This is a genomic window from Streptomyces sp. GMY02 (assembly GCF_019056675.1).
Classification (GTDB): domain Bacteria; phylum Actinomycetota; class Actinomycetes; order Streptomycetales; family Streptomycetaceae; genus Streptomyces; species Streptomyces odonnellii.
This window is the reverse complement of record NZ_CP077658.1, coordinates 258,734-285,208: the sequence shown is the minus strand read 5'-3', so window position 1 is coordinate 285,208 and position 26,475 is coordinate 258,734. Positions and strand designations below refer to the sequence as shown.

Below are 26,475 nucleotides of genomic sequence, written 5' to 3'. Positions count from 1 at the left end.
AGTTTGCGCGGGGGAACGCAATCAGGGCCGGAATCCGGACGAACTCGAAGCCGGCGGCGGCCACAGCCGGCAACCTGGCCACGACCATGAACCTGGCCACGGTCAGGAACCCGCCCTGGTCCACCGCGACGGCACCGCCGGCACCCCCGTATGCCCGCCTTTGCTCTGCTGCGTTGGTCGAACGTCCTGATTCGTTAGTCGAAGGTACGGCCCGGCGCACCTACCCGAAACGTTCACCAACTGAACACGTCAGTACGTCGCGTCGCGGGGCCGACATGCGACCGGGGCGCGGCGACAGAGGCCTCTGTCGAGCCCCGGCGGCGCGGGGGGACCAGGTACGGGCGTCCCGGCGTGATCCACCGGGTCCGTCGGGGGAAGCCGTCAAGCCTCCTGCCGTCATCCGGAACTGACGATCCATCAGTTCCGGAACTTGACGCAGCACCTTGACGGCACCTGGGGCCGACTCTAGCGTCCGGCAGTCGAGGGGAGCTTCAGTTCCGGGCTTCCCGCCCCCACCCTCGGAATGCCGCACTGCCCAAGCGCCGGTCGGTGACCGGTGCGGACGGTGTGCGGAATCCTCGACTCCGTTTGGAGTGGTCATGAGATCATCGCGGTCCGAGAACGGCCGCCGCGTCGGCAGGGGACGCGTGCGGGCCCTTCTCGCCGGCTTAGTGGCGGTGTGTGCCGTCGCCGCTCAGCTCATCTTCGGTTCCACCGGGGCGGTCGCCCAGGTGGAGAGTGAAGTCACCCGGCAAGCCGCTCCGGCCAAGGCCGCCGCGGCGCCGGACGTCGTGCGTGTGGCCGAGTTCGTGGCCGAGTGCAAGTTCAGCCACCGGCTGCCGGACGACCCGATCGTGGTGCCCGGTCTGCCCGGCGGTTCGCACATGCACAGCTTCTTCGGCAGCCACGCCACCAACGCGTACACCAATCTCGGCGATCTGAAGGGAGCCGACACCACGTGTGACCCGGTCGTCGACCTCTCCGCGTACTGGGTTCCGACCCTGTATGTGAACAACCAGCCCGTCGAGCCGACCGGTACCACCTTCTACTACCTCGGTGAGGGCGTGTCCGACGACATCATCGCCCGTACGCAGCCCATACCCGAGGGCCTGAAGATCGTGGCCGGCAACGCCAAGGCGACGGGTCCGAACGACGTGGACACCCGTTCGCGCTGGTCGTGCCTGCACGCCGGTCATGTTCCCCCGTCGAAGGACTTCGTCAACTGCCCGGCCGGCACGATGATGGAGTCGTACCTCGACTTCCCGCAGTGCTGGAACGGCAGGGACCTCGACTCGGCGGACCACAAGAGCCACATGTCCTACCCGGTCAACAACGCGTGCCCGGCGAGCCACCCGGTCCCGGTGCCCAAGCTGCGCCAGGTCCTGCGCTACCCGGTTAACGGGAACCCGGCGGGCTTCCGGCTCGCGTCGGGACCCGGATACACCATGCACGGTGACTTCTTCAACGCCTGGCCGGCGGGGGAGATGGAGCGCCGCGTGAAGAACTGCATCAACCCGATCATCAAATGCGGCGCCAACGGGAACCCGTGATGCCGTGGGGCGGCGGCCGGCCGCGCAAGGGTGGTGGGCCGCCGCCCCGTCCGGGCCGTACCAACCTCTCGGATGTCCTCCCGGCCGCACTGCTGACGCTGGCCCTGCTCGGGACGCAGGGCTGCGGCGGTGGCGATGGCAACGCTGACGGTGACGGCAACGGAAGCGGCGGCGCCCGGCCTCCGGCGAAGAGCGCCACGCCGTCCTACTCCGCCGACGCCGTCGCGCCCGGCGGCTACAACGCCACCGACCGCGGCTGGGCCCAGCTCATGGCACCCATGAACGAACGCACCCTGCTCCTGCTCGACCTTGTCGCCGACCGCGCGGCCGACCCCGGCCTCTCGGAACTCGCGCGGCGTACGGAGGTGACGCACCGGGACGAACTGACCCGGCTGCGCGCGGTCCTCAAGGCGACAGGCGCGGCCGGCACCAATCCGCACGAGGGCCATGACATGAAGGGCATGGTCACCGACGCGGAGCTGCGGACCGTCGCCAAGAACCGCGGCAAGGCGTTCGACGCCCTCGCCAAGACCTATCTCCGCGAGCACCTCGAACAGAGCATCCTTCTCTCGCGCGGCGAACAGGACTCGGGAGCCGCACCCGCCGCGACCGGCCTCGCCAAGGACCTGGGGGAGCGCCGCGCCGGGCAGTTGAAGGAACTGGACCGGCTGGACGGGTGACCGTACCACCGGCCGCGCGCACCCGTGCCGGGCGCCCTCCGGCGCCCGGCACCCGTTCGGCCGAGCGGCTCCAGACCCGCCGCCGGCCCGTTGAACGTGTGGCTACGGCCGGACCGGCACGGCCACCGACGTGCCCAGGGTCTCCGGCCTGCTGCAGTACGGCAGTCCGTCCAGCGGGCGGTCGGTGCAGAAGCGAACCACGAGATCGGCGAAGTCCGCGATCCGCTCCACCGGCGCGAGATGGTCGGTCTCGTCGATCGTCATGAACCGCGCCCGCGGGAGCTGCGCGGCCACCTCCCGGCCCATCTCCGGGGTGCACAGTGTGTCGTACTCCCCGGTGACCACCAGGCTCGGTACGGCGGGCACCGGCTCGGGCCGGTACCACTCGTGCCGCATCAGCCGGGTGTTGTGCTCCGCCGACTTCCGGAGCTGCTCCGGGTCCTGGCCGGCGATCTGCTGGTACACGAGCCGGGAGACGGCGGCGTGCTTGCGGACCCGGCCCGTGCCGGGCGGCGACATGAAACGGTCGGCCAGCTCACGCGCGATGGAGTCCGTCTCGCCTTGGTCGATCATGACCGCCCAGCGCTCCATCGCCGCCGCGTAGTCCGCCGGGATGCGGGTGGTCATCCCGACCAGCAGCAGCCGCGCCAGCATCCCCGGACAGTGCTGGGCGAAGCGCAGCCCGACTGCTCCGCCGTAACAGGCGGCGACCAGATTGACCCGCGGCACGTCGAGTTCGGTGAGCAACTGCCGTACGGCCGCGGCCAGAAAGTCCACCCCGTACGACGCGGGCAGGAAGTCCGCGGTGCCGTACCCCGGCAGATCCACCGTGATCACCTCGCCCAGCGGGCCGAGCCACTTCTCGTGCCGGATCCACGAGTTGCGGTCCTGGGACGAGCCGCCCAGCACCAGGAGGGGCTCGGTCAGCCGCTCGCCGTTGCGTACGACCCGGCAGGTGTAGCGGAACCCGTCGAAGGAGAGATCCCGCTCCTCGACCGTAATGCCCGCTGTGCCCGCTTCCGCTCCCGCGCCCCCTTCCGTACCCGGGCCCGTCCCCTCGTCCGCCTCCTGCCCCGGGATCAGCGGGCGAGCACTGGGCGGTTCCTGGCCCTGGGCGAGGACGGTGTCGATGGGCATGGATGACTCCAGAGCTGCGGAAGGGACAACGACGTCCCTGCCTGCCTAGCAGTTGATCCGCCCGGAGCCCGCATCGCTGACCCGATCGTGGGCGGTTCGCGCCCCGCGGTCCGCCGGTGGATTCGACGGTCGCTCGTGCGGCCGACATACCGGTCGCCCATGCGGCCGCTCCGTCACCGAGCCGGACCGTGCTCCGCGATCAGGTCCGGCCGGGGGTGGCGCTCCCACGTTTGACTTGGAGCGCGCTCCAATTCGTAGCCTTCAGGACATGACCACGTCTCAGCACAAGATCGGATCAGGGTTCGGAGCGCGGAGCACCGCGGCGGACGTACTGCGCGGTATCGACCTCACCGGAAAGCTCGCCCTCGTCACCGGCGGTTACTCCGGCCTCGGACTGGAGACGACCCGCGCGCTCGCCGGCGCCGGTGCCCGTGTCGTCGTACCGGCCCGGCGGCCCGCGGCCGCCGAGGAGGCGCTCACCGGTATCGACGGGGTCGAGATCGACGAACTCGACCTCGCCGATCTCGACAGCGTCCGCGCCTTCGCCGAGCGCTTCGTCGCCTCGGGCCGCTCCATCGACATCGTCATCACCAACGCCGCCGTCATGGCCTGCCCCGAGACCCGGGTCGGCCCCGGCTGGGAGGCGCAGTTCGCCACCAACCACCTCGGTCACTTCGCGCTCGTCAACCGGCTGTGGCCGGCCATCGAGCCCGGCGGGGCGCGGGTGGTCTCGCTGTCCTCCGGCGCGCACCACCGCTCGCCCATCCGCTGGGACGACCTGTGGTTCGAGACCGGCTACGACAAGTGGGTGGCCTACGGCCAGGCCAAGACGGCGAACGCGCTCTTCGCCGTGCAGCTCGACGCGCTCGGCCGCGACGCCGGCGTACGGGCGTTCTCGGTGCACCCCGGCGGCATCCTCACGCCGCTCCAGCGCCATCTCGCCACGGAGGAGATGGTCGCGGCGGGCTGGATCGACGAGGACGGCAATCCGCTGAACCCCTCGTTCAAGTCGCCCGAGCAGGGCGCGGCCACCCAGCTCTGGGCGGCGACATCACCCCAGTTGGCGGACGCGGGCGGGGTGTACTGCGAGGACTGCGAGATCGCGGAGCCCGCGGCGGCCGACCCCTCGGTGCGGGGCGGAGTACGGGACTGGGCGACCGATCCCGAGCAGGCGGCGCGGCTGTGGCGGCTCTCGGCCGAGCTGACCGGGGTCGACGCGTTCGCGTCCACCGCCTGAGCGCGCCGCTCCCGCGTGCCGGCCGGGGAGTGCTCCCCGGCCGGCGCCGTACGTGGATCACCGGCCGTTACGATCGACCGGGGCCCGCCGGGCCGGGGAAGGTGGCTCGATGACCGGACGGCCGCGGACGACACTCACCGGCGCGGTGCTCGACGCCCCGGACGCGCGCGAGCTGGCCGCGTTCTACCAGCGGCTTCTGGGCTGGACGGTGGCGGCCGACGAGCCCGACTGGGTCAAGCTCGTTCCGCCGGGTGGCGGCGCGGGCCTGGCGTTCCAGTCGGAGCCCGCGTACACCAGGCCCGAGTGGCCCTCCGAGCCCGGCCGTCAGCAGATGATGATCCATCTCGACATCGAGGTCGACGATCTGGACCTGGCCGTCGCGTACGCCGAGGAGCTGGGCGCGGTCCGGCACCGCTTCCAGCCCCAGGACGATGTACGGGTCTGTCTCGACCCGGCGGGACACCCCTTCTGCCTCTGGGTGCGGACCTGAACCTGGCCGCCCTGTTCCGGTCGGACACGCCCCGGCCGCTCAGGTGCTCCGGCGTTCGGTGAGGGTCGTCGGCAGGGTGAGACGGCGGCGGGGCACGGCGGGATCGTTGATCTCGTCGAGGAGCAGCCGGGTGATGGTCCGTCCGATCTCCTCGGTCGGCTGGCTGACACTCGTCAGCGGCGGCACCGTGTGGCGGGCCACGATCGAGTCGTCGAAACCGATGACCGCCACATCCTCCGGCACCCGCCGCCCCCGCTCGCGCAGTTCGGTCAGCGCGCCCGCGGCCATCACGTCGGACGCGGCGAAGACCGCGTCGATGTCCGGGCGGCGCCCGAGGAGTTCGCTCATCGCGGCCCGGCCGCCCTCCTCGGTGAAGTCGGCCGCCGCGACCAGCGACTCGTCCGGCAGGATGTCCCGCTCGGCATGGGCGTCGTGCCACCCCTGGAGGCGGCTGTCGCCGACATCCATGTCGAGCGGTCCGGCGATGGTGGCGACGACCGTACGCCCCCGGTCCAGCAGCAGCCGTACGGCCTGCGCCGCGCCGCCCGCGTTGTCGGAGTGGACGTGGCTCAGTGGCTCATCCACCGACCGCCGTCCCACCAGGACCGTCGGTATCCGGGTCTTCTCCAGGAACGCGGGCAGCGGGTCGTCGCGGTGGACCGACACCAACAGCACTCCGTCGACCCGGCGGGCCTCCACGAACCGGATCAGCCGGTCCAGCTCGCGCCGGTCGCGCACCAGGATCAGCAGCAACTGCATCTCGGTGTCGGCGAGTTCACTGCTCACCCCCGGATCACGGCGGCGAAGTACGGTTCCGCGGCCAGCCGGCTCTCCGACTCGGGGATCACCAGCGCGATGCTGTCGGTCCTGCTGGTGACCAGGCTGCGGGCGGCGGGATTCGGTACGTAGTTGAGTTCCGCGATGGCCGCCTCGACGGCGGTCCTGGCCTTCGCGCTGACCCCTGGGAGGCCGTTGACGACCCGGGAGACCGTACCCCTGCCCACGCCCGCGAGCCGGGCGACCGCTTCCAGGGTCGGCCTCCTGTCCGGCTGTGCGGCGCTGCTCATCCGTCGTCTCCTGCCTTTCGTTCCGGGTGCCGCGCCGTGGCGCTCACCGGGAAATCGTGCGGGGCCGCCGGAGAGCCGGCGGCCCGGGGCCCGCGCCCGTCCAAGCCCGTGCCCGTCCGCATCCGGACTCATCCGGGTACGGAACGGGAAAGTGGCCTTGACAAGGCAGGGTCTCCACGGAGAGTCTTCCACAATCGAGTGGGAGCGCTCCCAGGGGCCCGGTCCGCCGGACTCCTGATCCATGGAGGAGGCTCCTCCGCACCCGCGCTCCCACCGCCGCACGACCCGCCCGTACGACCGCTGTTCGCCCTCTGCCCGCCCTCTGCGGAAGGACCCCTGTGGCCACCTCGGAAACCGCCCCCGGGCATGCCCCCGACCCTGCGGCGCCCCTGAGCTTCCCGCCCGGCTTCCTCTGGGGCGCCGCGACCGCCGCGTACCAGATCGAAGGCGCCGCACAGGAGGACGGGCGCACCCCCTCCATCTGGGACGTCTACTCCCGTACCCCGGGCCGGGTACGCAACGGCGACACCGGCGACATCGCCACCGACCACTACCACCGCTGGCCCGAGGACATCGAGATCCTCTCCGGCCTGGGCGTCGGGGCGTACCGCTTCTCGGTCTCCTGGCCCCGCGTCCAGCCCACCGGCAGCGGACCCGCCTCGGAGAAGGGTCTCGACTTCTACCGGCGGCTGGCCGACGGACTGCTGGAGAAGGGCATCCAGCCGGTCGTCACCCTCTACCACTGGGACCTGCCCCAAGAACTCGAAGACGCCGGGGGCTGGCCCGAGCGCGACACCGCGTACCGCTTCGCCGAGTACGCGGGCATCGTCGCCGACGCGCTGGGCGACCGGGCGGGCACCTGGACCACCCTCAACGAGCCCTGGTGCAGCGCCTTCCTCGGGTACGGCTCCGGTGTCCACGCCCCCGGCCGTACCGAACCCGCCGACACCCTGCGCGCGGCCCACCACCTCAACCTCGGCCACGGTCTGGCGGTCCGGGCGATGCGCGAGCGGCTGCCCGTCGACGCCAAGGTGTCCGTCACCCTCAATCTGCACCATGTGCGCCCGCTGACCGGAAGCGCCGGGGACGCGGACGCGGTCCGCCGTATCGACGCCGTCGCGAACCGGATCTTCACCGGGCCCATGCTGGACGGTGCCTATCCCGCCGATCTGATGACCGACACGGAAGGGGTCACCGACTGGTCGTTCGTCCGGGACGGTGACACCGCACTCATCCACCAGCCGCTGGACTTCCTCGGCGTCAACTACTACTCACCCACCCTGGTCTCCCATGGGGCCGGCACACATGGGCCCGCCACACATGGATCCGACGGACACGCGGTGAGCGACCACAGCCCGTGGACCGGCGCGGACGAGGTGGTCTTCCACCCCACCCCCGGCGACCGGACCGCCATGGGCTGGACCATCGACCCCAGCGGTCTCTACGAGCTGCTGATGCGGGTGCGGCGGGACCACCCCGGGCTGCCCGTCATGATCACCGAGAACGGGGCGGCCTTCGACGACTACGCCGCTCCCGACGGCGAGGTCCGGGACCCGGAGCGGATCGCCTATCTCCGGGACCATCTCGCGGCCGTCCACCGGGCCATCGCCTCGGGCGCCGATGTCCGCGGCTACTTCCTCTGGTCGCTGCTCGACAACTTCGAATGGTCGTACGGCTACGGAAAGCGCTTCGGCGCCGTGTACGTCGACTACGCGACCCAGCGCCGCACGCTCAAGTCCAGCGCCCACTGGTACGCCCGAGTGACCCGTACGGGCACCGTACCGCCGCCCGAGTAGCGGCATCCGCCCGCGGCCTATACGCGCCGGGACAGGGCCTAGGGTCTTTCGTTTGGATCTGGCTGGATCAGGGAGCGGGGTCTGGTGCCGTGGATCGCAAGGCGGAGGAGGGAGCCCACGCGGAGCGTAGGCGACTGACGACAACGCCGCGAGGCGCGGTGCCAGGGCCCGCGAGCCCAGCAAGATCCAAACGAGAGGCCCTAGGCTTGGGGACCGGTATGCGAGAGGGAAGCGGGAGACCTGTGGCCAGTATTCCGGTGCGTACGCTCAATGACGGTACGACCCTGCCTGCCGTCGGACTGGGGACCTTTCCGCTCGACGACGCCGGGGCCGAGGAGGCCGTCGCCGGTGCGCTGGCGCTCGGCTACCGGCTGGTCGACACCGCGCTCAACTACCGCAACGAGACCGGCGCCGGGCGTGGCGTGCTGCGCAGCGGCCTGCCGCGCGAGGACATCGTCGTCACCACCAAACTGCCGGGACGCCACCACGGGTACGAGGAGACTCTCGCCTCCTTCGAGGAGTCCCGGCGCAATCTGGGACTCGACCGGGTGGATCTGTATCTCATCCACTGGCCGCTGCCCCGCGTGGACAAATACGTCGGGTCATGGAAGGCGATGATCAAGCTCCGCGAGGACGGACTCGTCCGGTCGATCGGGGTCTCCAACTTCACCGCCGCGCATATCGAGCGCCTCGAAGCGGAGACCGGGGTGCTGCCCGCGGTCAACCAGATCGAGCTGCATCCGCTGCTGCCCCAGGCGGAGTTGCGCGCCTTCCACGAGGCCAGGGGCATCGTCACCGAGAGCTGGAGTCCGCTCGGGCGGGGCAGGGGGCTGCTGGAGGACCCCGAGACCGTGGCGGTCGCGCGGGCGCACGGGGTGACACCGGGGCAGGCCGTGCTCCGGTGGCACACCCAGCTCGGGGCGGTACCGATCCCCAAGTCCGCCGACCCCGGCCGCCGGCGCGAGAACCTGGACATCTTCGGCTTCGAGCTGACCGAGGACGAGATGGCGAGGATCTCGGCGGGTCCGCACCGCAGGCTCGGCGGGGACCCCGAAACGCACGAGGAGTTCTGAGCGGGCCGCAGAATCCAGCCGCTGCCCGCTGCCCGCCATCCGTGGTCCGGCTCGCGGTCTCAGCGCGCGGCGAGCGACTCGTACGCCGCCGCGATGACCGACAGGCCGCGTCGGCCGCCCGAACCGCCGCCCGGGTTCAGGGTGTTGGTGATGTACGCGACGGCCATCCGGGCGTCCAGGTCGGCCATCGCGACCGATCCGCCCAAGCCGCCCCATATGCAGGCGCGTTCATTGGGGGAGAAGGGCGCCGCCGGTGAGTTCAGGCCGTACCCCGTGCCGTGGCGGACCGGGGCGCCGGTGTACCGGTCGGCGCCGTCGAACTGCACATCGAGGACCCGGTCGGCGACCGCCGGTGACATCAGCCGGGTACCGCCGGATTCACCGGCTCCCGCCAGGACGGAGAGTACGGCCGTGATCGCGCCCGCCGTGCCGTAGCCGCTGGACGCGGGTATCTCCGCGCGTCGCCATCCGATGGACTCGACGGTGTCCGCCGACACCGGCGGATTGCCCAGTAACTTCCGTGACTGCGCGACCAGTTCGGGCGCCAGCCCCTCCGCCGGCTCGGGCGGGTCGAACAGCGCGGGATGCACCCGGTAGCGCGCGACACGGGCATCGTCCTCGGGGCGCACACCGATGTGGAAGTCCGCACCCAGCGGTTCGGCCAGCCGGGTACGGAAGAACGTGCCGAGGGACAGCCCGGATATCCGGCGGACGACCTCCCCGACCAGAAAACCGAAGGTGACCGAGTGATAGCCCCACTCGGTCCCCGGCCGCCACCAGGGCGCCTGCGCCGCCAGCAGCCCGGTTGCCCTCTCCCGGTCGTACAGGTCCTCGACCGCCAACTCCGCGTCCCAGGACGGCAGTCCGGCCGTATGCCCCAGGAGATGGCGTATCAGGACCTCGTCCTTGCCCGCCGCGGCGAACTCCGGCCAGTACCGGGCCACCGGAGCGCCGAAGTCCAACTCGCCCTCGTCGGCGAGAAGATGGGCACAGAGCGCGGTCATCATCTTGGTGACGGAGAACACCCCGACCAGCGTGTCCGGCCCCCAGGGCGTACGCCGCGCCGGATCGGACCGGCCGCCCCGGAGGTCCACCACCGGTATTCCGCCGAGCCGGACCGAGACCGCCGCGCCCAGGTCGCCGTGGTCGAGCAGCCCGGCCAGGGTGTCCCGTACGGGGGTGAACCGCTCGTCGCAGAATCCATGTACCCCGCGGACTCCGTGACCCTCTTCAACTCCGTGCGCTCCAGGGGGTTCCGCCATCCGGCCCCTTCCATTCCCCAGGTCAAGCCTCAGCAGATGCGCGGCAGTTGCTCACCCAGCGGCAGATCCACCACCCGGGTCCCGCCGAGTCCGGTGTTCACCACCACGATGCCGGGATGGTCCGCCGTACACGTACCGATCACCACCGCTCCTCCGCCCAGCGGATGCGCGCGCATCGCCGCGAGCACCGCGTCGGCGTGCGCCCGCGGTACGAACGCCACGAGCCTGCCCTCATTGGCCACATACAGCGGATCGAGGCCGAGGAAGGCACAGGCGTTGGCCACGGCCTCCGGTACCGGAAGCGCACGCTCCCTGAGAGTGATACCCACTCCGGCCCCCGACGCGATCTCGTTGAGCGAGGTCGCCAGACCGCCCCGGGTCGGATCGCGCAGCGCGTGCAGATCGGGGCAGGCGGTCAGCATCGCCCTCACCAGCGAGGCCAGCGGCGCGGTGTCGCTCTCGACCTCCACCCCGAACTCCAGACCCTCGCGCACACTCATGATGGCCACGCCGTGCTCGCCGATCGGGCCGCTGACGATCACGACGTCGCCGGGTGCGGCGCGGCGCGGACGGATGTCGACACCGTCGGGGATCAGTCCGATGCCGGCCGTGTTGATGTACACGCCGTCGCCGTGCCCCGCGTCCACCACCTTGGTGTCGCCCGTCGCGACGGTCACCCCGGCCGCCCGGGCCGCCGCGCCGAGCGCCTCGGCGATCCGGCCCACCGTGGCGAGTTCGACGCCCTCCTCCAGAATGAACGCACAGGACAGGAAGGCGGGTTGGGCGCCGGTCATGGCAAGGTCGTTGACCGTTCCGTTGACCGCGAGATCGCCGATGCTGCCGCCGGGGAAGAACAGCGGGCGCACGACGTACGAGTCGGTGGAGAAGGCCAGCCGTGCCCCGCCGAGGGTGAGTGCCGCGGAGTCGCCGAGTTCCGCGAGGAGTTCGCCGCCGAACGCCGGGGCGAAGAGATGCTCGACGAGTTCGGCGGAGAGCCGCCCGCCCCCGCCATGTCCCATCACGATCTTCCGGTGGTCGCGGAGCGGTACGGGACAGGCCCACCCGTCGAAGTCCGGTGCGGCGGGGTGAACTTGGGGCCGGACCTCGGGTCTGACGGCGTCCGCCTCGCGGATCCCGGTCGGCATTGGCTCAGCCAACGGAGGTCACCTCTTCTCGTGCTCCCGGTCCGGCGGCGGCCGACGGGGCCGGTGCCGACAGGCCTCGGTACAGGTAGTACGCGGCACAGGCGCCCTCGCTGGACACCATGGTGGCGCCGAGCGGGGTGCGCGGGGTGCAGACCGTGCCGAACGCCTCGCACTCGTGCGGCTTGATCAGCCCCTGGAGCACCTCACCGCTGCGGCAGGCCGTGGACTCCTGGGTCCGGATACCGGTCACGGAGAAGCGGTGCTCCGCGTCGTACGCCCGGTAGGCGGGGGACAGCCGCCAGCCGCTGGCCGGGATCACGCCGATACCGCGCCAGGCCCGGTCGGTGACCTCGAAGACCTCCTCCAGCATGGCGCGGGCGGCCGGGCTGCCCTCCGCCCGTACGGCCCTCGGATAGGCGTTCTCGACGGTGTGCTCGCCGGCCTCCAACTGGCGTACGGCGCGCCGGATGCCCTCCAGGATGTCGAGCGGTTCGAAGCCGGTGACGACGATGGGAACGCGGTGCCGGGCGGCGAGTTCGGGGTACTCGGCGGTGCCCATGACCGTGCAGACATGGCCGGCGGCGAGGAACGCCTGGACGCGGCAGGCGGGCGCGTTCATGATGGCGTCGATCGCCGGGGGGACCCGGACATGGGAGACCAGCAGGCTGAAGTTCTCGATGCCGAGTTTTCTGGCCTGGTGGACGGTCATCGCGTTGGGAGGGGCCGTCGTCTCGAACCCGATCCCGAAGAAGACCACGTGGCGGCCCGGGTTCTCGCGGGCGATCCGGAGCGCGTCGAGCGGTGAATAGACCACCCGTACGTCCGCGCCCTCGCTCTTGACCTTGAACAGATCCCGGCCGCTGCCAGGCACCCGCAGCATGTCGCCGAAGGAGCAGAAGATCACATCGGGCCGGGAGGCGATCTCCAGCGCCTTGTCGATGGTCTCCAGAGGGGTCACACAGACCGGACAGCCGGGGCCGTGGATCAGCTCGACCTCGTCGGGGAGGAGCTGGTCGATGCCATGGCGGATGATCGAGTGGGTCTGGCCGCCGCAGACCTCCATCAGTGCCCAGGGCCGCGTGACGGTGGCCCGGATGTCGTCGAACAGCCGGGCGGCGAGATCGGGATCGCTGAACTCGTCCAGATACTTCATGGTCTCTCCTCCTGCGGGGGACGGGGCTTGCGACCCGGGGACCGGGTGGCGGCAGGCTTGGCGGGGCTCCGGGTGGTTGGGGCCTCCGGCCCGGTGCGGGCGGCTTTGGCGGCCCGGGGCTTCGCCGCGCCTCCGGAGTCCTTCGTGCCCTTGGGACGGTCGGCGCCCGCCTCCTTCGCCGCCCGGCCCCAGGCGTCCCCGAACTCCTCCTCCAGGACGCCGAGATTCTCGAACAGCGCCAGCGTCCGCCTGGCCGACTCCTCGTCGAGCCGCTGAAGCGCGAAACCGACATGCACGATCGCGTAGTCACCGACCCCGATCTCCGGCACGTACTCCAGACAGACGTCCTTGACCACGCCCCCGAAGTCGACGTGCGCCATCCGGGTTCCGTCCCGCTCCTCGATGTCCAGCACTCTGCCGGGAACGGCAAGGCACATGGCTTCTCCTCAGATGTTGTTGGTGCGGCGTGTGGCGGCTCCGCCTGTGGTGGCTCCGCCCATATGCGTTCACCACATGTGGGCCCGGCACATGTGGATGCCATACACGTGGATGCCGCACATATGGGCCCACTACATGTGGCTTCGGCCTGTGTCAGCCCCTCACGACCCGGGCGGCGACCATCACCTGACCCAGGGCCAGCCCGCCGTCGTTGGGCGGCACCATGTGGTGCCTCAGTACGGTGAATCCGTCGCGCTCCAGCAGCTCCGTACACCCCGCGGTCAGCACGCCGTTGCAGAACACCCCGCCGGTCAGGGCGACGGTGGTCAGTCCCGTACGGTCACGGGCCGCGCGGCACAGTTCGCCCACCAGCCCGGCCACCGCGCCGTGGAAGCGCGCGGCGACCACCGGAGCGCCCGCACCCGCCCGTATGTCCCGTACGGCGGCGGCCAGGACCGGAGCCGGGTCGGCCACCAGCTCCACCCCGTCGCCCGGCCCCCCGGGGACCAGCCCGAACCGGTAGCCCTCCGCCGCGCCGCCGCCCGCCGGACCACAACCCGCCGGGCCGGCGCCCGCCACGGCCGCGCTCTCCAGCTCCATCGCCGCCTGGGCCTCGTACTCCACCCGGTGGCACACCCCCGCGAGCGAGGCGACGGCGTCGAAGAGCCGCCCCATGCTCGATGTCGGTACGCAGGCGACGCCGCGCGCGAGCTGACGCTCCAGCAGCCGCCGCTCACCGGCCGAACAGGCGGAGACACACGGCAGGTCCTCCGACCAGGGCGCGCCCGCCGCCCGCAGATGCGAGAGCGCCATGCGGTACGGGTTCCGTACGGCCGCGTCACCGCCCGGCAGCGGCACATGCGCCAGCCTGCCGAAGCGCCGGAAGTCGTCGTAGTCCGCGAGCAGCACCTCGCCGCCCCACACCGTGCCGTCGTCCCCGTACCCCGTACCGTCGAAGGCCACCCCGATCACCGGAGCCGAGCCGTCCAGACCGTGCTCCGCCATCGCCGACGCCACATGCGCGTGATGGTGCTGGACACGGCGTACGGGACGGCCCCCGGCATGGCGCAGGGCCCACTGCCCCGAGCGGTAGCCGGGATGCCGGTCCGCGACCAGTACCCGGGGCGTGACCGAGGCCAGCTCCGACAGATGCCCGACGGCCGCCTCGAAGGCGGTGAGCGTGGCCAGTCCGTCCATGTCGCCGACATGGGCGGACAGCCACGCGTACCGGCCCTCCGCGACGCAGAAGACGTTCTTCAGGTCCCCGCCGACGGCGAGCGCCGGCTCCACCGGTACGGGCAGCGCCACCGGCAGCGGCGCGTAGCCGCGCGATCTGCGCACGGGCAGCACCCGGCCCGCAGAGACCCGTACCACCGAGTCGTCGCACGGCACCCGCAACGGCCGGTCATGGGTCAGCCAGGCGTCCGCGAGACCGTCCAGCAGGGTCAGGGCGTCCTCGTCATCGGTCACGATGGGCTCGCCCGACCGGTTCCCGCTGGTCATCACCAGCACCGGCGGCCCCGGCGGATCGCCGGGCAGGCCCAGGAGCAGATGGTGCAGCGGGGTGTACGGCATGAGCACCCCGAGATCGGGGCTGCCGGGCGCCACACCGTCCGCCACCAGCGGCTCACCGCCGTCGCGGCGGCGCAGCAGAACGACGGGCCCGCGCTGTCCCAGCAGCAGTTCGCGCTCCTCAGGACCTACGAAGGCAAGCCGCTCCACCGTCTTCAGCGAACCGGCCATCACGGCGAACGGCTTGGCGCCGCGCCGCTTGCGGGCGCGCAGGCCCGCCACGGCCGTGGCGTCGGAGGCATCGCAGGCCAGGTGGTAGCCGCCGAGCCCCTTCACCGCGACGACCGCCCCGGCCGCCAGCAGCCGCCGGGCCTCCGTGAGCGCGCTCTCACGCGAGGCCGTCACGGCGGGTCCGCCCGACGCGGGCCTGAGCAGGGAGAGTTGGGGGCCACAGGCATGGCAGGCGACCGGCTGCGCGTGGAAGCGCCGGTCGGCCGGATCCTCGTACTCCCGCGCACAGTCGGCGCAGAGCGGGAAACCGGCCATCGTGGTCCGCGCCCGGTCGTACGGCAGCCCGGTGACGACGGTGAAGCGCGGGCCGCAGTGCGTACAACTGATGAAGGGGTGCCGGTAGCGGCGGTCCGCCGGCTCGGCCAGCTCGGCCAGACACGCGTCGCACGTCGCCATGTCGGGGGAGACCAGGGTGCGTCCGGCCCCGCCGGAGCCGGAGTCGGCCGAGGGGCGGATCGTGAATCCGCTGCCGCCGACGGCGGGTACGGGCCGGTGCCGCACCGATTCCACGACGGCCAGCGGCGGCGCGCTGTCCGCCACCCGCTCGCAGAAGGCCGCCACAGCCTCCGCCGGTCCCTCGACCTCCAGACTGACCCCTTCGGCGGTGTTGGTGACCCACCCCGTCAGACCGAGACCGGTGGCGAGCGCGTACACGAACGGCCGGAAGCCGACGCCCTGCACCACCCCGCACACCAGCACACGCCGGCGCTCACACGTGGCAGGCGGGGCGGCCGGACCGGTGGCGCGTACGGAGGACACGGGCCCGCTCATGGCGCCTCGGCCGTTCCGCGAGCGGCGGAGGTACCCTCGTACACCGGGCGGTGTACGGGCTCGCCGTCCGCGCAGTCGAGGACGCGGGCCAGCAGATCGTCGACCCCGGCCCCGGTGCGCGCCGAGGTCGCCAGCACCGGCACCCCCGGATTCACCCGGCGCACATTCCGGTGGAAGGCCTCCGCGTCGAACTCGACGACCGCCGCGATGTCCGTCTTGGTGATGACCACAAGCTGCGCGAGACCGAACGCCGTCGGGTACTTGAGCGGTTTGTCCTCGCCCTCGGTCACCGAGACCAGCACGATCCGCAGGCTCTCCCCGAGGTCGTACGACGCGGGGCAGACCAGATTGCCCACGTTCTCCACGAACAGCACCCGGGTGTCCGCCGGAAGCCAGCCGTCGAGATGCCCGCGCAGCATTCCCGCCTCCAGATGGCACAGTCCGTCGGTCAGCACCTGTTTGACGGGTGCTCCGGCGCGCGCCAGCCGCCGTGCGTCGTTCTCGGTGGCCAGGTCGGCGGTGACCGCCGCGACCGCGATACCCGCCTCGACGGCCCGCTCCAGCAGCCGTTCGAGCAGCGCGGTCTTGCCGCTGCCCGGGCTGGACAGCAGATTCACCTCGGTCGTGCCCCGGGCGGCGAGATGCTCGCGCAGCTCCAGAGCACTGGCGTCGTTCTTGGCCAGGACGGCCTGGCGCAGATCAACGACTCGGCACATGGGGCCTCCTAGGGCGTGTCCGACAAATCCCGTCCGGCTCCGCCCTGTGGGCGGACGACGTTGTCCGTCGGTCAGACACGGCATCTGTCAGTCAGACACGGCCCGGGGCGTACCCCGATCCTCACCGCAGTCCCGGCGGCGCGCATCCGAGGAATCCACCCGCGCGACCTCGGAGGCGTCCATGAGAGCGACCTCGGCGATCTCCAGCTCCCGGCCCGAGAGCAACTCGGCCAGCGGCCGGGCGCAGCCGTCGCACCAGAGCAGGGGCGGCATGCCCACGGCGTAGTCCCGCCCGCAGCCGTCGCACCGCGCCCTGCCGGGTACGGTGTCCAGCTCCAGCCGGGCACCGGCCAGTACAGTCCCCTCGCTCGCCAGGCCGAACGAGAACCGGAGCGCCTCCGGCACCACCCCCGCCAGCTCGCCGATCCGCAGCCGCAGCGAGGTGACGCGCGCGCCGCCATTGGTGCGTACGGCGTCCTCCACCTGGGCGACCACGGCGGCCGCGATGGACAGTTCGTGCACGGCTCTCACCTCCTTGCGGCGGCTGGCCGGTCCCGCCGGGGCTGGTTAGCGTGGTCTCAAGCGCCGGACGGGCTGATGTCCAGCTTTCCCGGCCACATCGGGAGATCGCGACCATGACGACGCACGACACCGAACGACGCGCGCTGATGAACCCCGTCATCCTGCTGCTGCTCACCGAGCGGCCGGGGCACGGATACGAGCTGACCCAGCGTCTGGGCGCCTTCGGCTGGGCCGAAGCCGAGTCCGCGCATGTGTACCGGCTGCTGCGCGGCATGGAGAAATGCGGTCAGATCTCCTCCCGGTGGCGGGCCTCCGCGTCCGGGCCCGCCCGCCGGGAGTACGAGATCACCCCGGCGGGGTCGATGAGCCTGTCGCTCTGGTTCGTCCGTCTGGGGGAGCTGCACAGTACGCTGCATCTGTTCCTGGAGCGGTACGCGCAGCTCAACGGGCCGGGTCCCGCCGACCGAGAGGTACGGCCGCTGTCCGGGCACCCGCCGGCGACGGGCCCCGCCTGACCGCCGGACGCCGTCCGCGCTCGCCGCGGGTCGTTCGTCGCCGGTCGTTCATCGGTCCCGGGCCTCTGCTTCCCGGGCGTCTACATCCGCCGCATCCGGAGATAGCGGCGCAGGTCCGGTACCGACTTCGCCGTCTCGTACGCCGCCCCGGCCATGACCGCTCCGGCGCAGGCCCACAGCAACGGCCGGTCCGCCGGCCCGGTGCGGGTCCTGGGGCGGTTGCCGGGGCGGGGCCTGGGGCGGCTTCTGGGGCGGTCCGCCATTCGTCCCGCCCGTATCTCGCGCATCGCGTGCATCACGGTCATCGCCTCCTTGGCGGCCTTCGTGCTGGTGGCCTGCATGGGCTGCATGGGCTACGTGGTCTCCGTGTCCTTCGTGGCTTTTATGACCTTCGTGCCGGATCAGATCGAGGACCAGCCCGGCCGCCGGTCCGACGGCGGCGGCGACCGGCTCGCTGAGTCCGATGCCTTCTTCGAGGGTGAGCGGCTGGCAGCCGACCAGCACGATCCGCTCGGGCAGGGTGCCACCGGCGCCCGCGTGCAGTTCATGGACCAGCCGCAGCACGGCCGCCGGGTCCATGCCGTGCCCGTCCAGCGGTACGGCCGCCTGAGGCGTTCCGCGAGCGGCGGGATCGACCGGGTCGATGTCGAGTACGTGCAGGGTGCCGGCGGGAGCGCCTCGGTCGACCGTGTCGAGCAGCACGAGCCCGCGGTAGCCGTCGAGAAGCCGGTAGGCGAGATGGACGCCCCGGATGCCCGTGTCCATCAGCTCGACGTCCGGCGGGAGCCGGTGTCCGGCCAGCACACGCAGGGTCTCGACGCCGAAGCCGTCGTCACCGAGGAAGACATTGCCGATCCCCGCGACCAGGGTCCTGCCCGCCATGTCAACCACCGCCCTCCGGACCGCCGCGGGGATCGGCGCGGGGATCGACCTCGTCCGGCCGGAAGTACAGGAACCGGCCCTGAAGACGGCGTACGTCCGTGCCCGGATCGCCGTCGACGGTCACCCCGATGTGCGTCTCGCCGTCCAGGTCCGTCAGCACCGCCTCGACCGTCGCGCCGAGCCCCGCCAGAAAGATGTCCTGGGCGTCGGACCCGCGCGGGCCCGGCCGCAGGACGACCCGGCTGCCCACTCCGATGAGCCGCCCGCCGACCGTCACCGTCTCCGGCCCCGGTGCGTCGTAGGCGCTGTACGCGTCGCGCGCCTCGGCCGGGTCCTCGTGGAGCCGCTGACCGTCCTCGCGGGGCCGCTCACCCGTCGCCTCGCGCAGGCCCCGTATCGCGCCATGGAGTCGCTCCATGACCTGCGCGGGCATTCCGTCCACCAGATCGATCACCTCGGCCGCCCGCGCGTCCGTCCCGCGCGCCTCCCGTTTCTCCTCCTCGGTGAGCGCGGCGGTCCGCAGCGAGAGGATCTCGTCGATCTCGGTGGCGTCGTAGAGCGGTCCAGGGCTCTCGGCGGCGAGTTCGGGGTGGTCGTCCAGGATGATCGGCGAGGAGAGCAGGACATCGTCCCGGCCCTCACCACCGGCCAGCACGGGCCATGTGTGCTCATTGCGGCAGGTGCGGGCGGCGGGCCGGGCCCACTCGGGCGGGTCCGTCATCGACAGGAACCGCCCGCCGGGCAGCCCGAGAAGCAGATGCGCTCCGATCAGGCTGTACGGCAGGGCGGCTTCGCGGTCGCCGCGCCCACGCGGGTCCGGCGCCCGGTCCGGTGGTGCCCAGTCCGAGGCGTTGCGTACGGTCACGGTCAGCCGCAGTGCCCCGTACGGGCCCGGCAGCGGCTCGGTGGCCAGGTGGATCTCGCCCGCCAGCGCCCGGCCGTGCCGCACCAGACGCCCGACGACCGGTCCCGTACCGCCTGTCTCATGGACCGGTTCGTACGCGACCCCGCCGGGGCGGTCGAACCGTACGGTCCGCCCGCCGCCCGCGAGCTCGTCGAGCGGCACCCGCAGCGCCACCCGCTGTTCCTCGCCCTCGTCCCAGGGGACCAGCACCCGGTCGGGCAGGTCGAGTCGCGCCGTCGCGGTCCAGCCCTGGCCGTCCGGCGTCGGGCGTTCCACCGTGCGGCGGCGCACCTGGAGGAAGCGGAGTTCCACGAGGAGGTGACCGGCACGGCGGGGTTCGAGCAGGCATTCCGTACGCTGCCCGGCGTGCTCGCCGTACATGCCGGCCCAGGACGGCGGCACCAGCACGCCGAACTGCCAGCGCAGCCGGTTCTTACGGGCCGACGCCCGATAGGGGTAGAGCACATACCCCTCGAACAGCAGGGCGTCGGCGACCCGGCGGGCCTCGTCGAACCCCTTGAAGTCCACGGCCACTTGGTCCGTCATGACCGCCCTCCTCGCCCGGCGGACCCGGAGGAACCGGCAGACCCGGCAGACCCGGTGGACCGGGCAGCCCGTGCGGGCCCGGGGTCCGCCGCCGTACGGAGCAGCTCCTCGAACACCCGCTCCCAGGACGGCAGGGCGCGCTCCGAGCGGAAGCGGCGCAGCGCGTCCAGACAGTCGTCGCGCATCCGCAGCCAGCCGGTGCCGGGAAAGTACTGCTCGATCAGGCTCCGCCAGACCTTCACCGGCATACGGAACGCCGCCTCCTTGTGCCAGGGCACCGGTTCCGCCATGAACCCGCGGTCGCCGGAGAAGACCGTGCCCGAGAAGAGCAGGAGCAGTGGCACCTCGCCGTCCGCGAGGGCGCGGAAGTACGCGGCCGAGGCGACCTCCATGTCGTACGTACAGGGCACCGGCAGCTCGATCTCGGTGGCGCCGGTGAAGCCGGGCACGGTCACCGAGGCATGGGCGAACTGGAGCGGTGTGAGGGTGGTGCTCCAGCGGTCCGGCTCGCCGAAGAGATCACCGAGCATCTCCATCTCGGCGGGCGCGTACCGCCGTTGGGCGGGCTCGATCCGCAACTGGCAGCGCAGCGCCACCGCATGGATCCGGGCGCCCTCCGCCGCCTCGATCCGCAGCCGGAACAGCAGCGTCGGGCCCGTGCCGTACGGTTCCGGCCGTACGCCGACACAGGTGAACGTCATATCGGTCATCGGCCGTCCTCCCGCTCGGTCGTCGGTGGCCGGGCCCGCGCCGCGACCCGGGCGAAGAAGTCCGCCAGTTCGGCGCGCGCCTCGGCGCCGCCGTCGAACCCCTGCCAGCGCAGCCGCATCCGGCCCACCAGCTCGTAACAGACGTCGACCGGCACCAGCCAGCACCCGCCCGCGCCGCCCGTGCTCGCGGCGCCGGTGCCGCGCTCCCGCCGTATCAGCAGTGCCTCCGTATCGGGCTGGAGCAGCGCGGCCAGCCGCCCGGAACCGAGGACCTCCTGCCATGTGGCCGGGTCCAGCTCGCTCTCCGTGGCGCCCGCGGGGCTCGGGTAGAACGCGGCCGTCCGGTCCAGCTCGGAGTTGCGGAAGAAGAAGGCGAGCCCCACCGGGATCTGGAGCCTGCTCCAGCTCTCCTCGTCCAGGACGAAGTCCGGATCGGACAGATACCGGTCGGGTACCGCCCGGAAGCGGCCCGCGCCCGCGCCCGGCCGGGTGAACAGGAGATGGCAGCCGGCGCAGGCGCACAGCAGAGAGCGCTTCCGGGTGTCCACGAGATGCCGGTGCTCCCCGGGCAGCGGTTCGGCGCACAGCTCGCACCGCTTCTCGGCGGGCGGCGGCCGGCGGGTGAAGCCGCGCAGCCCGTCCGGGCCGGGCGCGGGCCGGGTGGTCATGGCCCCGCCGCCAGATCGGCCGCGTCCGGCGGCCGGGACATGATCTGGAGGAGTTTCGGCTGCGGGCTCTCCTCCGCGACGCCCTCGACCTCGACGCGCGCGATCTCCGGCGCCCGGCGTGCCACGGCCTCCTCGATGGTCCAGCGCACCGTCTGCGCGGAGGAGGGGCAGCCGTCGCAGCTTCCGCGCAGCCGCAGCCGCAGGGTCCGTCCCCCGGCCGCGCCGTCCCCCTCCGGCTCCGGGGCGATCCCGGCGATCTCCACATCACCGGCGTGCGAACCGAGATACGGACGGACCTCGTCCAGTGCCCGTTCCACCCGGGTCAGGGTGTCGTCGGGGTGCAGGTCGTGCAGGATCAGCAGCCCGCCGACGAGTTCGTCCTCGCCGAGCAGTGCCAGCGGCTCCGCGCCCTCCGGCGGATCGCCCAGCAGCTCGACGGCCCGGGCCAGACCCGTACCGTAGAACTCGACGACGGCGCGCACCAGTTCGTCCGCGAGCGCGCGGCCCGACGGGCCCACCGCCCGGCCCAGCTCGTCGAGCAGCGCGTCGACGCGTTCACCGGCCCGCTGCTCACCGGCCGTTGCTGCCATGTCACGCCGCCTTTCGCCGAGGGGCCCGCTCCTTCGTGGCGCCGGGATCCTCCCGGCGCCGCCCCCCGTGATCCCCGTGTCAGCCCCCCAGCCCGCTGAGCCCGGTGGGCATATGGGTCTCCCGTACGGTCCTGCCGCCGCCGACGTACATATGGACGCCGCAGGGCAGACAGGGGTCAAAGCTCCGCACGGTCCGCATGATGTCGATGCCCTTGAAGGCGTCCGGCGGGTTCTCCTCGAAGATCGGGGTGTTCTGCACCGCGTCCTCGTACGGGCCCGGTGTGCCGTACGAGTCGCGCACACTGGCGTTCCACGGAGTGGGCGGGTACGGGTGGTAGTTGGCGATCTTGCCGTCCCTGACGACCATGTGGTGCGAGAGCACACCCCGTACCGCCTCGGTGAATCCGACACCGATGGACTCGTCGGGCACCTCGAAGCTCTCCCAGGTCCGGGTGCGGCCCGCGCGCACCTCCTCCATCGCGCGCTCCGCGAAGTGCAGGGCACAGGCGGCCGCGTACGCCTGGAAGTAGGTCCGCGCGCGGTTGCGTTCCAGGGCGTTGCTCCACCGGGGGATGCGCCACTCGAAGCGGGTCTCGGGCTTCGTCATGGTGCGCGGCAGATTGATCTCGACGCTGTGCCCGGTGGCCCGGACATAGCCGAAGTCGACCAGTCCGGACAGGGCCGTGGACCAGAGCCGGGCGAGCGGACCGCCGCCGGTGTCCAGCGCGAGATGGTCCGTGCCGTCGAACCAGCGCGGGGACATCACCCAACTGTATTTGTCCGCGAAGTCCCGCTTCTGCGGGGCCGGAAGGGTGTGCTGGTTCCAGGGGTGGCGCGGGTCCACGGGATTGCCGAGCGGGTCGTGGTCGACGAAGGTCCCCTGCCCCTCCCAGTCGTCGTAGTACGAGCTGCCCAGCAGGATCCGGATGCCGAGGTTGATGTCGACGAGGTCGTTGGTGACCAGCTCGCCGTCGACGATGATGCCCGGGGTGACGAACATGTGCCGGCCCCACCCGGACATCCGGGCGTAGGTGAAGTCGCAGTGCTCGGGGTCGTTGAGGGCGCCCCAGCAGCCGAGCAGCACCCGGCGCCGGCCGACCTCCTCGTACCCGGGGAGCGCCTCGTAGAAGAAGTCGAACAGGTCGTCGTGGAGCGGGACGACGCGCTTCATGAACTCCACGTACCGCGTCAGACGGGTGAGGTAGTCCGTGAAGAGCTGGATGGTGGCGATGGTGCCGACACCGCCCGGGTAGAGCGTGGAGGGGTGCACATGGCGGCCCTCCATCAGGCAGAACATCTCCCGTGTGTAGCGGCTGACATGCAGCGCCTCACGGTAGAACTCGCCCTCCAGCGGATTGAGCGAGCGCATGATGTCGGCGATGGTGCGGTAGCCGTGGTCGCCCGCGTGGGGCGCCTCGGTGCGCTCGGCCAGCTCCAGGACACCGGGATTGGTCTCGCGGACCATCTTCTCGCAGTAGTCCACCCCGACCAGATTCTCCTGGAAGATGTTGTGGTCGAACATGTACTCGGCCGCCTCGCCGAGATTCATGATCCACTCACCGAGGTGCGGGGGCTTCACGCCGTACGCCATGTTCTGCGTGTACACCGAGCAGGTCGCGTGGTTGTCCCCGCAGATACCGCAGATGCGGCTGGTGATGAAGTGCGCGTCGCGCGGGTCCTTGCCGCGCATGAAGACGCTGTAGCCCCGGAAGACGGACGAGGTGCTGTAGCACTCGGCGACCCGCTTCTGCCGGAAGTCGATCTTCGTGTGGATACCGAGGCTGCCCACGATCCGGGTGATCGGATCCCAGGACATCTCCATCAGGCCGCTGCCGTCCTCGGTCTGCTTCGCCGTCGGCGCCATGGACCGCACACCACCTTCCTCAACTGGGGGCTCGCGAACGTGCTCCGCCGTTCCGGCGGGCGCTTCACCACGGGGGTGGTAACCGGTCAGGACCTTGTCGCCCTTGCGGCGCCACTTCGGTTCCTTGTCGACGGTCCTGGCCGTGACACCGCGCAGGCGCCGGATGACCTTGCCGTACGCACCGCTGGCCCCGGTGGACACATGACTGCCGGGTGGTTCGTCCATGAACGGCATGAACTTGTCGGGGAATCCGGGCATCGTGCAGGCGATACAGATGCCGCCGACATTGGGGCAGCCGCCGACCCCGTTGATCCAGCCCCGCTTGGGCACATTGCACTTGACCACGGGACCCCAGCAGCCCAGCTTCACCAGACACTGCGGTGAGTCGTACTCGGTCGCGAACTGGCCCTGCTCGTAGTAGCCGGCGCGGTCGCATCCCTCGTGGACGGTGGCGCCGAACAGCCAGGCCGGGCGGAGCTGTTCGTCGAGCGGGATCATCGGCGCGGACCCGGCGGCCTGGTAGAGCAGGTAGAGCAGGCTCTCCGAGGCGTTGTCCGGGTGCACCGGGCAGCCGGGGACACAGACGATCGGAATGCCCGCGCCCGACGTCCAGTCCCAGCCCAGATAGTCGGGCACGCCCATCGCCCCGGTGGGATTGCCCGCCATGGCGTGGATCCCGCCGTAGGCCGCACAGGTTCCGAGGGCCACGACGGCCAGTGCTTTCGGTGCGAGCCGGTCGATCCACTCACTGGTGGTGATGGGCTGGCCGGTCTCGGGATCGTCCCCGAATCCGCACCAGTAGCCCTCTTCCTTGACCGCCTCATTGGGAATGGATCCCTCGATGACCAGGACAAAGGGTTCGATCTCTCCGCGGTCCGCCTTGAAGAACCACTCGATGAAATTGTCCGCGCCCTGGACGGGCCCGCATTCGAAATCGATCAGGGGCCAGTGGACGGCCACTTTGGGCAGTCCTGGCAGGGCGCCGAGGGCTATTTCCTCGATGCTGGGCTGACTGGCCGCGGTGAGCGAGACGGAGTCTCCGTCGCAGCTCAGGCCCGCGTTGATCCAGAGAATATGGACCGTGGGGCCGTCCTCGGTGACTGGCGCGGCGGTATCCATCGGCTCCTCCTCTGCCGGGGGAAGAGTTTCTCTCCGCTTCCTTTCCTGGATAACCGGCGCGGACGGGACTCCGTAAGTGCGGGACGGCCTTATGAATCCCTGGGGCGGCGCCCTTGCGCGCCCTGTTGAACCTTCGGCGAACAACAGCACACGGCCCGGCGAAGTGGGCGGCCCCGCGTACAACACGACCGTACGGTGACCGGACAATTCTTCGTCGGTCGCACGTTCGAAACGTCGGGGGGCGTACAACCGTGGAATGGTTCAGCGCGGAAAATGTCATCGCCGTGGTGACCGCGGTCCTGGGCATCGCGGCCTCACTGGGGGTGCTCTGGTACGAACGCCGGGTGCCGCGCCGTACGAGGATCGGGTACCGGGTCCAGCTCGACACCCCGGTGAGCAGCGCGGAGCGGAGCGGCAGGGCCGGCGTACGGCTCGGTCTCTTCCAGGAGAATCCGCAGCTCTCCGAGCTCTCCGACGCCACCCTCGTGCTGCTGCGGATCGAGAACGACGGTTCCCAGAGCATCGCGGGCGACGACTACACCGGGCGTGAACTCCATGGTCTGACCGCCGAGTTCACCCCCCGTACCATCCAGGGAATCGCGGTCACCGCGCCCCTGAACGCCGATCATCTGCTGGACCACTTCACCCCGGCCGCCGGACTGCGCTACACCCGCGACACCGTCTTTCTGCCGCGCGTGCCGCTCAACCGTGGTGTGCACTTCAAGCTGCTCGTCCTGCTCACCGGCGGGACGGTCGGTGACCCCGTCCGGGTCAGCGGAGGCATCAGGGACGGCGGGGTCTTTCCCAACCGCAGTACGACGCCCGATGACATACCGCCCCTGTTCAGCAGGGCCTCCCGGCTGATCACCGTCCTGCTCACGGTCTCCGTGGTCGCGCTCGCCTCCATCGTCGTCGTACGGGACGACACCCGGCCACCGATGGGGTGCGAGCGAGGGGAGCTGACCATCACCGGCTCCACCGCGTTCAAACCGGTCGCCGATGAACTGGCGGCGAAGTACGAACACGACTGCGCCGGGTCCCGCGTCAGGGTCGAGGCGCGCAGCAGCGGCGAGGGCCTCCAAGAACTGGACGAGCGCGGCGCGGCGGCGAAGGGCGGCTCGCCCGCGCTGATCGCGCTCTCCGACGTACCCGGGACCGAGCGGCAGACCGGACTGCAGTCGAGCCAGGTCGCAGTCGCCCTCTACACCCTTGTCGTCCATGACGGTGTGCCCCGGCGCGATCTGACGACCGATGAGGTCAAGGCCATCTACCGCGGAGACGTCCGGAGATGGAACGAACTGCGCGGGGTCCCCGAGGACTACGACCTGCCCATCGTCCTCGCCAGCCGGAAATCGGGCTCCGGCACCCGTGACATCTTCGAGCGCACCGTTCTCGGCGGGGACATCGAGGAGGCCTACTCCTCGCCCGACTGCGAGACGAAGATCGACCCGTCCGCCAAGGTCTTCCGCTGCGAACTCGACAGCACCGCCCGGGTCCTCGCCAAGGTCGCCGCCACCCCGGGCGCCATCGGGTACACGGAACTGCGCTCCGGCAGCACGGCGAAGGGGGTGCACACCGTGAGCCTGGACGGACGGATCCCCCACCCGGACACCATCGCCGGCAGCGACTATCCCTACCGGGGCGTCGAGTACGCGTACACCTACGGATCCCCGCCCACCGGCTCCCTCGTCTCCAGCTTCCTCAACTACCTGCTGCGCGGCGGCGGCCAGGAGGTGGTCCGCAAACACGGCCATCTGCCCTGCTCCATGTCGGAAGCAGGGGCCATCTGCGCCCCGGACCCGGCAGAACCGGCCGACCGGACCCAGTGAGGCGGCGG

Annotated in this window: 21 protein-coding genes and 3 pseudogenes; 8 read left to right on the top strand and 16 right to left on the bottom strand. The window is 71.3% G+C overall.

The window, feature by feature from the left end; all coding sequences use genetic code 11:
* Positions 1-599: 599 nt before the first annotated feature.
* Together KQY30_RS01165 and KQY30_RS01160 are read left to right on the top strand one after the other, a co-directional pair.
* On the top strand, positions 600-1,550 hold the full coding sequence (locus KQY30_RS01165; RefSeq protein WP_217305138.1) for a DUF1996 domain-containing protein: 951 nt from the start codon (positions 600-602) through the stop codon (positions 1,548-1,550).
* Entirely contained in the window at positions 1,526-2,230 is a 705-nt protein-coding gene (locus KQY30_RS01160) for a DUF305 domain-containing protein (protein ID WP_217305137.1), read from the top strand. Before KQY30_RS01165 ends, KQY30_RS01160 begins: the two co-directional genes overlap by 25 nt.
* Positions 2,231-2,332: 102 nt before the next feature.
* On the opposite strand, the gene KQY30_RS01155 is transcribed toward KQY30_RS01160, so the two are convergent.
* Entirely contained in the window at positions 2,333-3,367 is a 1,035-nt protein-coding gene (locus KQY30_RS01155; protein ID WP_217305136.1) for an alpha/beta fold hydrolase, read from the bottom strand.
* A 268-nt stretch (positions 3,368-3,635) separates the two neighbouring features.
* On the opposite strand from KQY30_RS01155, the gene KQY30_RS01150 reads away from it, so the two are divergent.
* On the top strand, positions 3,636-4,604 hold the full coding sequence (locus tag KQY30_RS01150; protein ID WP_217305135.1) for an SDR family NAD(P)-dependent oxidoreductase: 969 nt from the start codon (positions 3,636-3,638) through the stop codon (positions 4,602-4,604).
* A gap of 109 nt (positions 4,605-4,713) precedes the next feature.
* Positions 4,714-5,094, top strand: a complete 381-nt coding sequence (locus KQY30_RS01145) for a VOC family protein (RefSeq protein ID WP_217305134.1) — start codon at positions 4,714-4,716, stop codon at positions 5,092-5,094.
* A gap of 39 nt (positions 5,095-5,133) precedes the next feature.
* Here KQY30_RS01145 and KQY30_RS01140 read toward each other — a convergent pair.
* Positions 5,134-6,161, bottom strand: a pseudogene (locus KQY30_RS01140) (LacI family DNA-binding transcriptional regulator).
* 338 nt (positions 6,162-6,499) lie between these two features.
* Here KQY30_RS01140 and KQY30_RS01135 point away from each other — a divergent pair.
* Together KQY30_RS01135 and KQY30_RS01130 are read left to right on the top strand one after the other, a co-directional pair.
* Positions 6,500-7,957, top strand: a complete 1,458-nt coding sequence (locus tag KQY30_RS01135; protein WP_217305133.1) for a GH1 family beta-glucosidase — start codon at positions 6,500-6,502, stop codon at positions 7,955-7,957.
* A 242-nt stretch (positions 7,958-8,199) separates the two neighbouring features.
* Positions 8,200-9,030 (top strand): aldo/keto reductase, encoded by an 831-nt coding sequence (locus KQY30_RS01130; protein WP_217305132.1) that lies wholly within the window; start codon positions 8,200-8,202, stop codon positions 9,028-9,030.
* A gap of 59 nt (positions 9,031-9,089) precedes the next feature.
* Here KQY30_RS01130 and KQY30_RS01125 read toward each other — a convergent pair whose 3' ends face one another.
* From KQY30_RS01125 to KQY30_RS01095, 7 genes and pseudogenes are all read right to left on the bottom strand, one after another.
* Positions 9,090-10,292 (bottom strand): serine hydrolase, encoded by a 1,203-nt coding sequence (locus tag KQY30_RS01125; RefSeq protein ID WP_217305131.1) that lies wholly within the window; start codon positions 10,290-10,292, stop codon positions 9,090-9,092.
* A 29-nt stretch (positions 10,293-10,321) separates the two neighbouring features.
* Positions 10,322-11,311, bottom strand: a complete 990-nt coding sequence (gene hypE / locus KQY30_RS01120) for a hydrogenase expression/formation protein HypE (RefSeq protein WP_254407508.1) — start codon at positions 11,309-11,311, stop codon at positions 10,322-10,324.
* Between the two features lie 130 nt (positions 11,312-11,441).
* On the bottom strand, positions 11,442-12,590 hold the full coding sequence (hypD, locus tag KQY30_RS01115; protein ID WP_217305130.1) for a hydrogenase formation protein HypD: 1,149 nt from the start codon (positions 12,588-12,590) through the stop codon (positions 11,442-11,444).
* Between the two features lie 194 nt (positions 12,591-12,784).
* Positions 12,785-13,027, bottom strand: a pseudogene (locus KQY30_RS36030) (HypC/HybG/HupF family hydrogenase formation chaperone); the annotation flags it as partial.
* A gap of 154 nt (positions 13,028-13,181) precedes the next feature.
* Entirely contained in the window at positions 13,182-15,602 is a 2,421-nt protein-coding gene (hypF, locus tag KQY30_RS01105; protein ID WP_217305128.1) for a carbamoyltransferase HypF, read from the bottom strand.
* Positions 15,599-16,318, bottom strand: coding sequence for a hydrogenase nickel incorporation protein HypB (gene hypB / locus KQY30_RS01100; protein WP_217305127.1), 720 nt, complete (start codon positions 16,316-16,318; stop codon positions 15,599-15,601). Before hypB ends, hypF begins: the two co-directional genes overlap by 4 nt.
* 87 nt (positions 16,319-16,405) lie before the next feature.
* Entirely contained in the window at positions 16,406-16,840 is a 435-nt protein-coding gene (locus KQY30_RS01095) for a hydrogenase maturation nickel metallochaperone HypA (RefSeq protein ID WP_217305126.1), read from the bottom strand.
* 113 nt (positions 16,841-16,953) lie between these two features.
* Between KQY30_RS01095 and KQY30_RS01090 the strand changes: the two genes are divergently transcribed.
* On the top strand, positions 16,954-17,355 hold the full coding sequence (locus tag KQY30_RS01090; protein WP_217305125.1) for a helix-turn-helix transcriptional regulator: 402 nt from the start codon (positions 16,954-16,956) through the stop codon (positions 17,353-17,355).
* Between the two features lie 48 nt (positions 17,356-17,403).
* On the opposite strand, the gene KQY30_RS37280 is transcribed toward KQY30_RS01090, so the two are convergent.
* The 7 genes and pseudogenes from KQY30_RS37280 to KQY30_RS01055 all read right to left on the bottom strand — a co-directional run.
* Positions 17,404-18,237, bottom strand: a complete 834-nt coding sequence (locus KQY30_RS37280) for a hydrogenase maturation protease (RefSeq protein WP_217305124.1) — start codon at positions 18,235-18,237, stop codon at positions 17,404-17,406.
* Between the two features lies 1 nt (position 18,238).
* Complete coding sequence (locus KQY30_RS01080) at positions 18,239-19,687, bottom strand: hypothetical protein (protein WP_217305123.1); 1,449 nt, start codon at positions 19,685-19,687, stop codon at positions 18,239-18,241.
* Positions 19,684-20,397: a DUF6084 family protein gene (locus KQY30_RS01075; RefSeq protein ID WP_254406861.1), complete on the bottom strand. Its 714-nt coding sequence runs from the start codon at positions 20,395-20,397 to the stop codon at positions 19,684-19,686. Before KQY30_RS01075 ends, KQY30_RS01080 begins: the two co-directional genes overlap by 4 nt.
* The gene (locus KQY30_RS01070; RefSeq protein WP_217305122.1) at positions 20,394-21,065 is read right to left on the bottom strand and encodes a DUF5947 family protein; all 672 of its coding nucleotides are present in this window, start codon (positions 21,063-21,065) and stop codon (positions 20,394-20,396) included. Before KQY30_RS01070 ends, KQY30_RS01075 begins: the two co-directional genes overlap by 4 nt.
* Positions 21,062-21,655, bottom strand: coding sequence for a NifU family protein (locus tag KQY30_RS01065; protein ID WP_217305121.1), 594 nt, complete (start codon positions 21,653-21,655; stop codon positions 21,062-21,064). The genes KQY30_RS01070 and KQY30_RS01065 overlap by 4 nt, the downstream gene beginning before the upstream one ends.
* A gap of 79 nt (positions 21,656-21,734) precedes the next feature.
* A complete protein-coding gene (locus tag KQY30_RS01060; protein WP_217310655.1) occupies positions 21,735-23,519 on the bottom strand; it encodes a nickel-dependent hydrogenase large subunit in 1,785 nt (594 codons plus the stop codon).
* A 72-nt stretch (positions 23,520-23,591) separates the two neighbouring features.
* Positions 23,592-24,638, bottom strand: a pseudogene (locus KQY30_RS01055) (hydrogenase expression protein HypE); the annotation flags it as partial.
* Positions 24,639-24,889: 251 nt separating this feature from the next.
* On the opposite strand from KQY30_RS01055, the gene KQY30_RS01050 reads away from it, so the two are divergent.
* Positions 24,890-26,467 (top strand): PstS family phosphate ABC transporter substrate-binding protein, encoded by a 1,578-nt coding sequence (locus KQY30_RS01050; RefSeq protein ID WP_217305120.1) that lies wholly within the window; start codon positions 24,890-24,892, stop codon positions 26,465-26,467.
* Positions 26,468-26,475 lie beyond the last annotated feature (8 nt).

What these genes read in the sequence shown, in the direction of transcription:
- KQY30_RS01125 (WP_217305131.1), bottom strand. Translation starts at nt 10,292, where the DNA reads ATGGCGGAACCCCCTGGAGCGCACGGAGTTGAAGAGGGTCACGGAGTC.
- KQY30_RS01070 (WP_217305122.1), bottom strand. Translation starts at nt 21,065, where the DNA reads ATGACCACCCGGCCCGCGCCCGGCCCGGACGGGCTGCGCGGCTTCACC.
- KQY30_RS01090 (WP_217305125.1), top strand. Translation starts at nt 16,954, where the DNA reads ATGACGACGCACGACACCGAACGACGCGCGCTGATGAACCCCGTCATC.
- hypE (WP_254407508.1), bottom strand. Translation starts at nt 11,311, where the DNA reads ATGGGACATGGCGGGGGCGGGCGGCTCTCCGCCGAACTCGTCGAGCAT.
- hypD (WP_217305130.1), bottom strand. Translation starts at nt 12,590, where the DNA reads ATGAAGTATCTGGACGAGTTCAGCGATCCCGATCTCGCCGCCCGGCTG.
- hypB (WP_217305127.1), bottom strand. Translation starts at nt 16,318, where the DNA reads ATGTGCCGAGTCGTTGATCTGCGCCAGGCCGTCCTGGCCAAGAACGAC.
- KQY30_RS01075 (WP_254406861.1), bottom strand. Translation starts at nt 20,397, where the DNA reads ATGACCGATATGACGTTCACCTGTGTCGGCGTACGGCCGGAACCGTAC.
- KQY30_RS37280 (WP_217305124.1), bottom strand. Translation starts at nt 18,237, where the DNA reads ATGGCGGGCAGGACCCTGGTCGCGGGGATCGGCAATGTCTTCCTCGGT.
- KQY30_RS01150 (WP_217305135.1), top strand. Translation starts at nt 3,636, where the DNA reads ATGACCACGTCTCAGCACAAGATCGGATCAGGGTTCGGAGCGCGGAGC.
- KQY30_RS01160 (WP_217305137.1), top strand. Translation starts at nt 1,526, where the DNA reads ATGCGGCGCCAACGGGAACCCGTGATGCCGTGGGGCGGCGGCCGGCCG.
- KQY30_RS01165 (WP_217305138.1), top strand. Translation starts at nt 600, where the DNA reads ATGAGATCATCGCGGTCCGAGAACGGCCGCCGCGTCGGCAGGGGACGC.
- KQY30_RS01080 (WP_217305123.1), bottom strand. Translation starts at nt 19,687, where the DNA reads ATGACGGACCAAGTGGCCGTGGACTTCAAGGGGTTCGACGAGGCCCGC.
- hypF (WP_217305128.1), bottom strand. Translation starts at nt 15,602, where the DNA reads ATGAGCGGGCCCGTGTCCTCCGTACGCGCCACCGGTCCGGCCGCCCCG.
- KQY30_RS01145 (WP_217305134.1), top strand. Translation starts at nt 4,714, where the DNA reads ATGACCGGACGGCCGCGGACGACACTCACCGGCGCGGTGCTCGACGCC.
- KQY30_RS01155 (WP_217305136.1), bottom strand. Translation starts at nt 3,367, where the DNA reads ATGCCCATCGACACCGTCCTCGCCCAGGGCCAGGAACCGCCCAGTGCT.
- KQY30_RS01065 (WP_217305121.1), bottom strand. Translation starts at nt 21,655, where the DNA reads ATGGCAGCAACGGCCGGTGAGCAGCGGGCCGGTGAACGCGTCGACGCG.
- KQY30_RS01060 (WP_217310655.1), bottom strand. Translation starts at nt 23,519, where the DNA reads ATGGCGCCGACGGCGAAGCAGACCGAGGACGGCAGCGGCCTGATGGAG.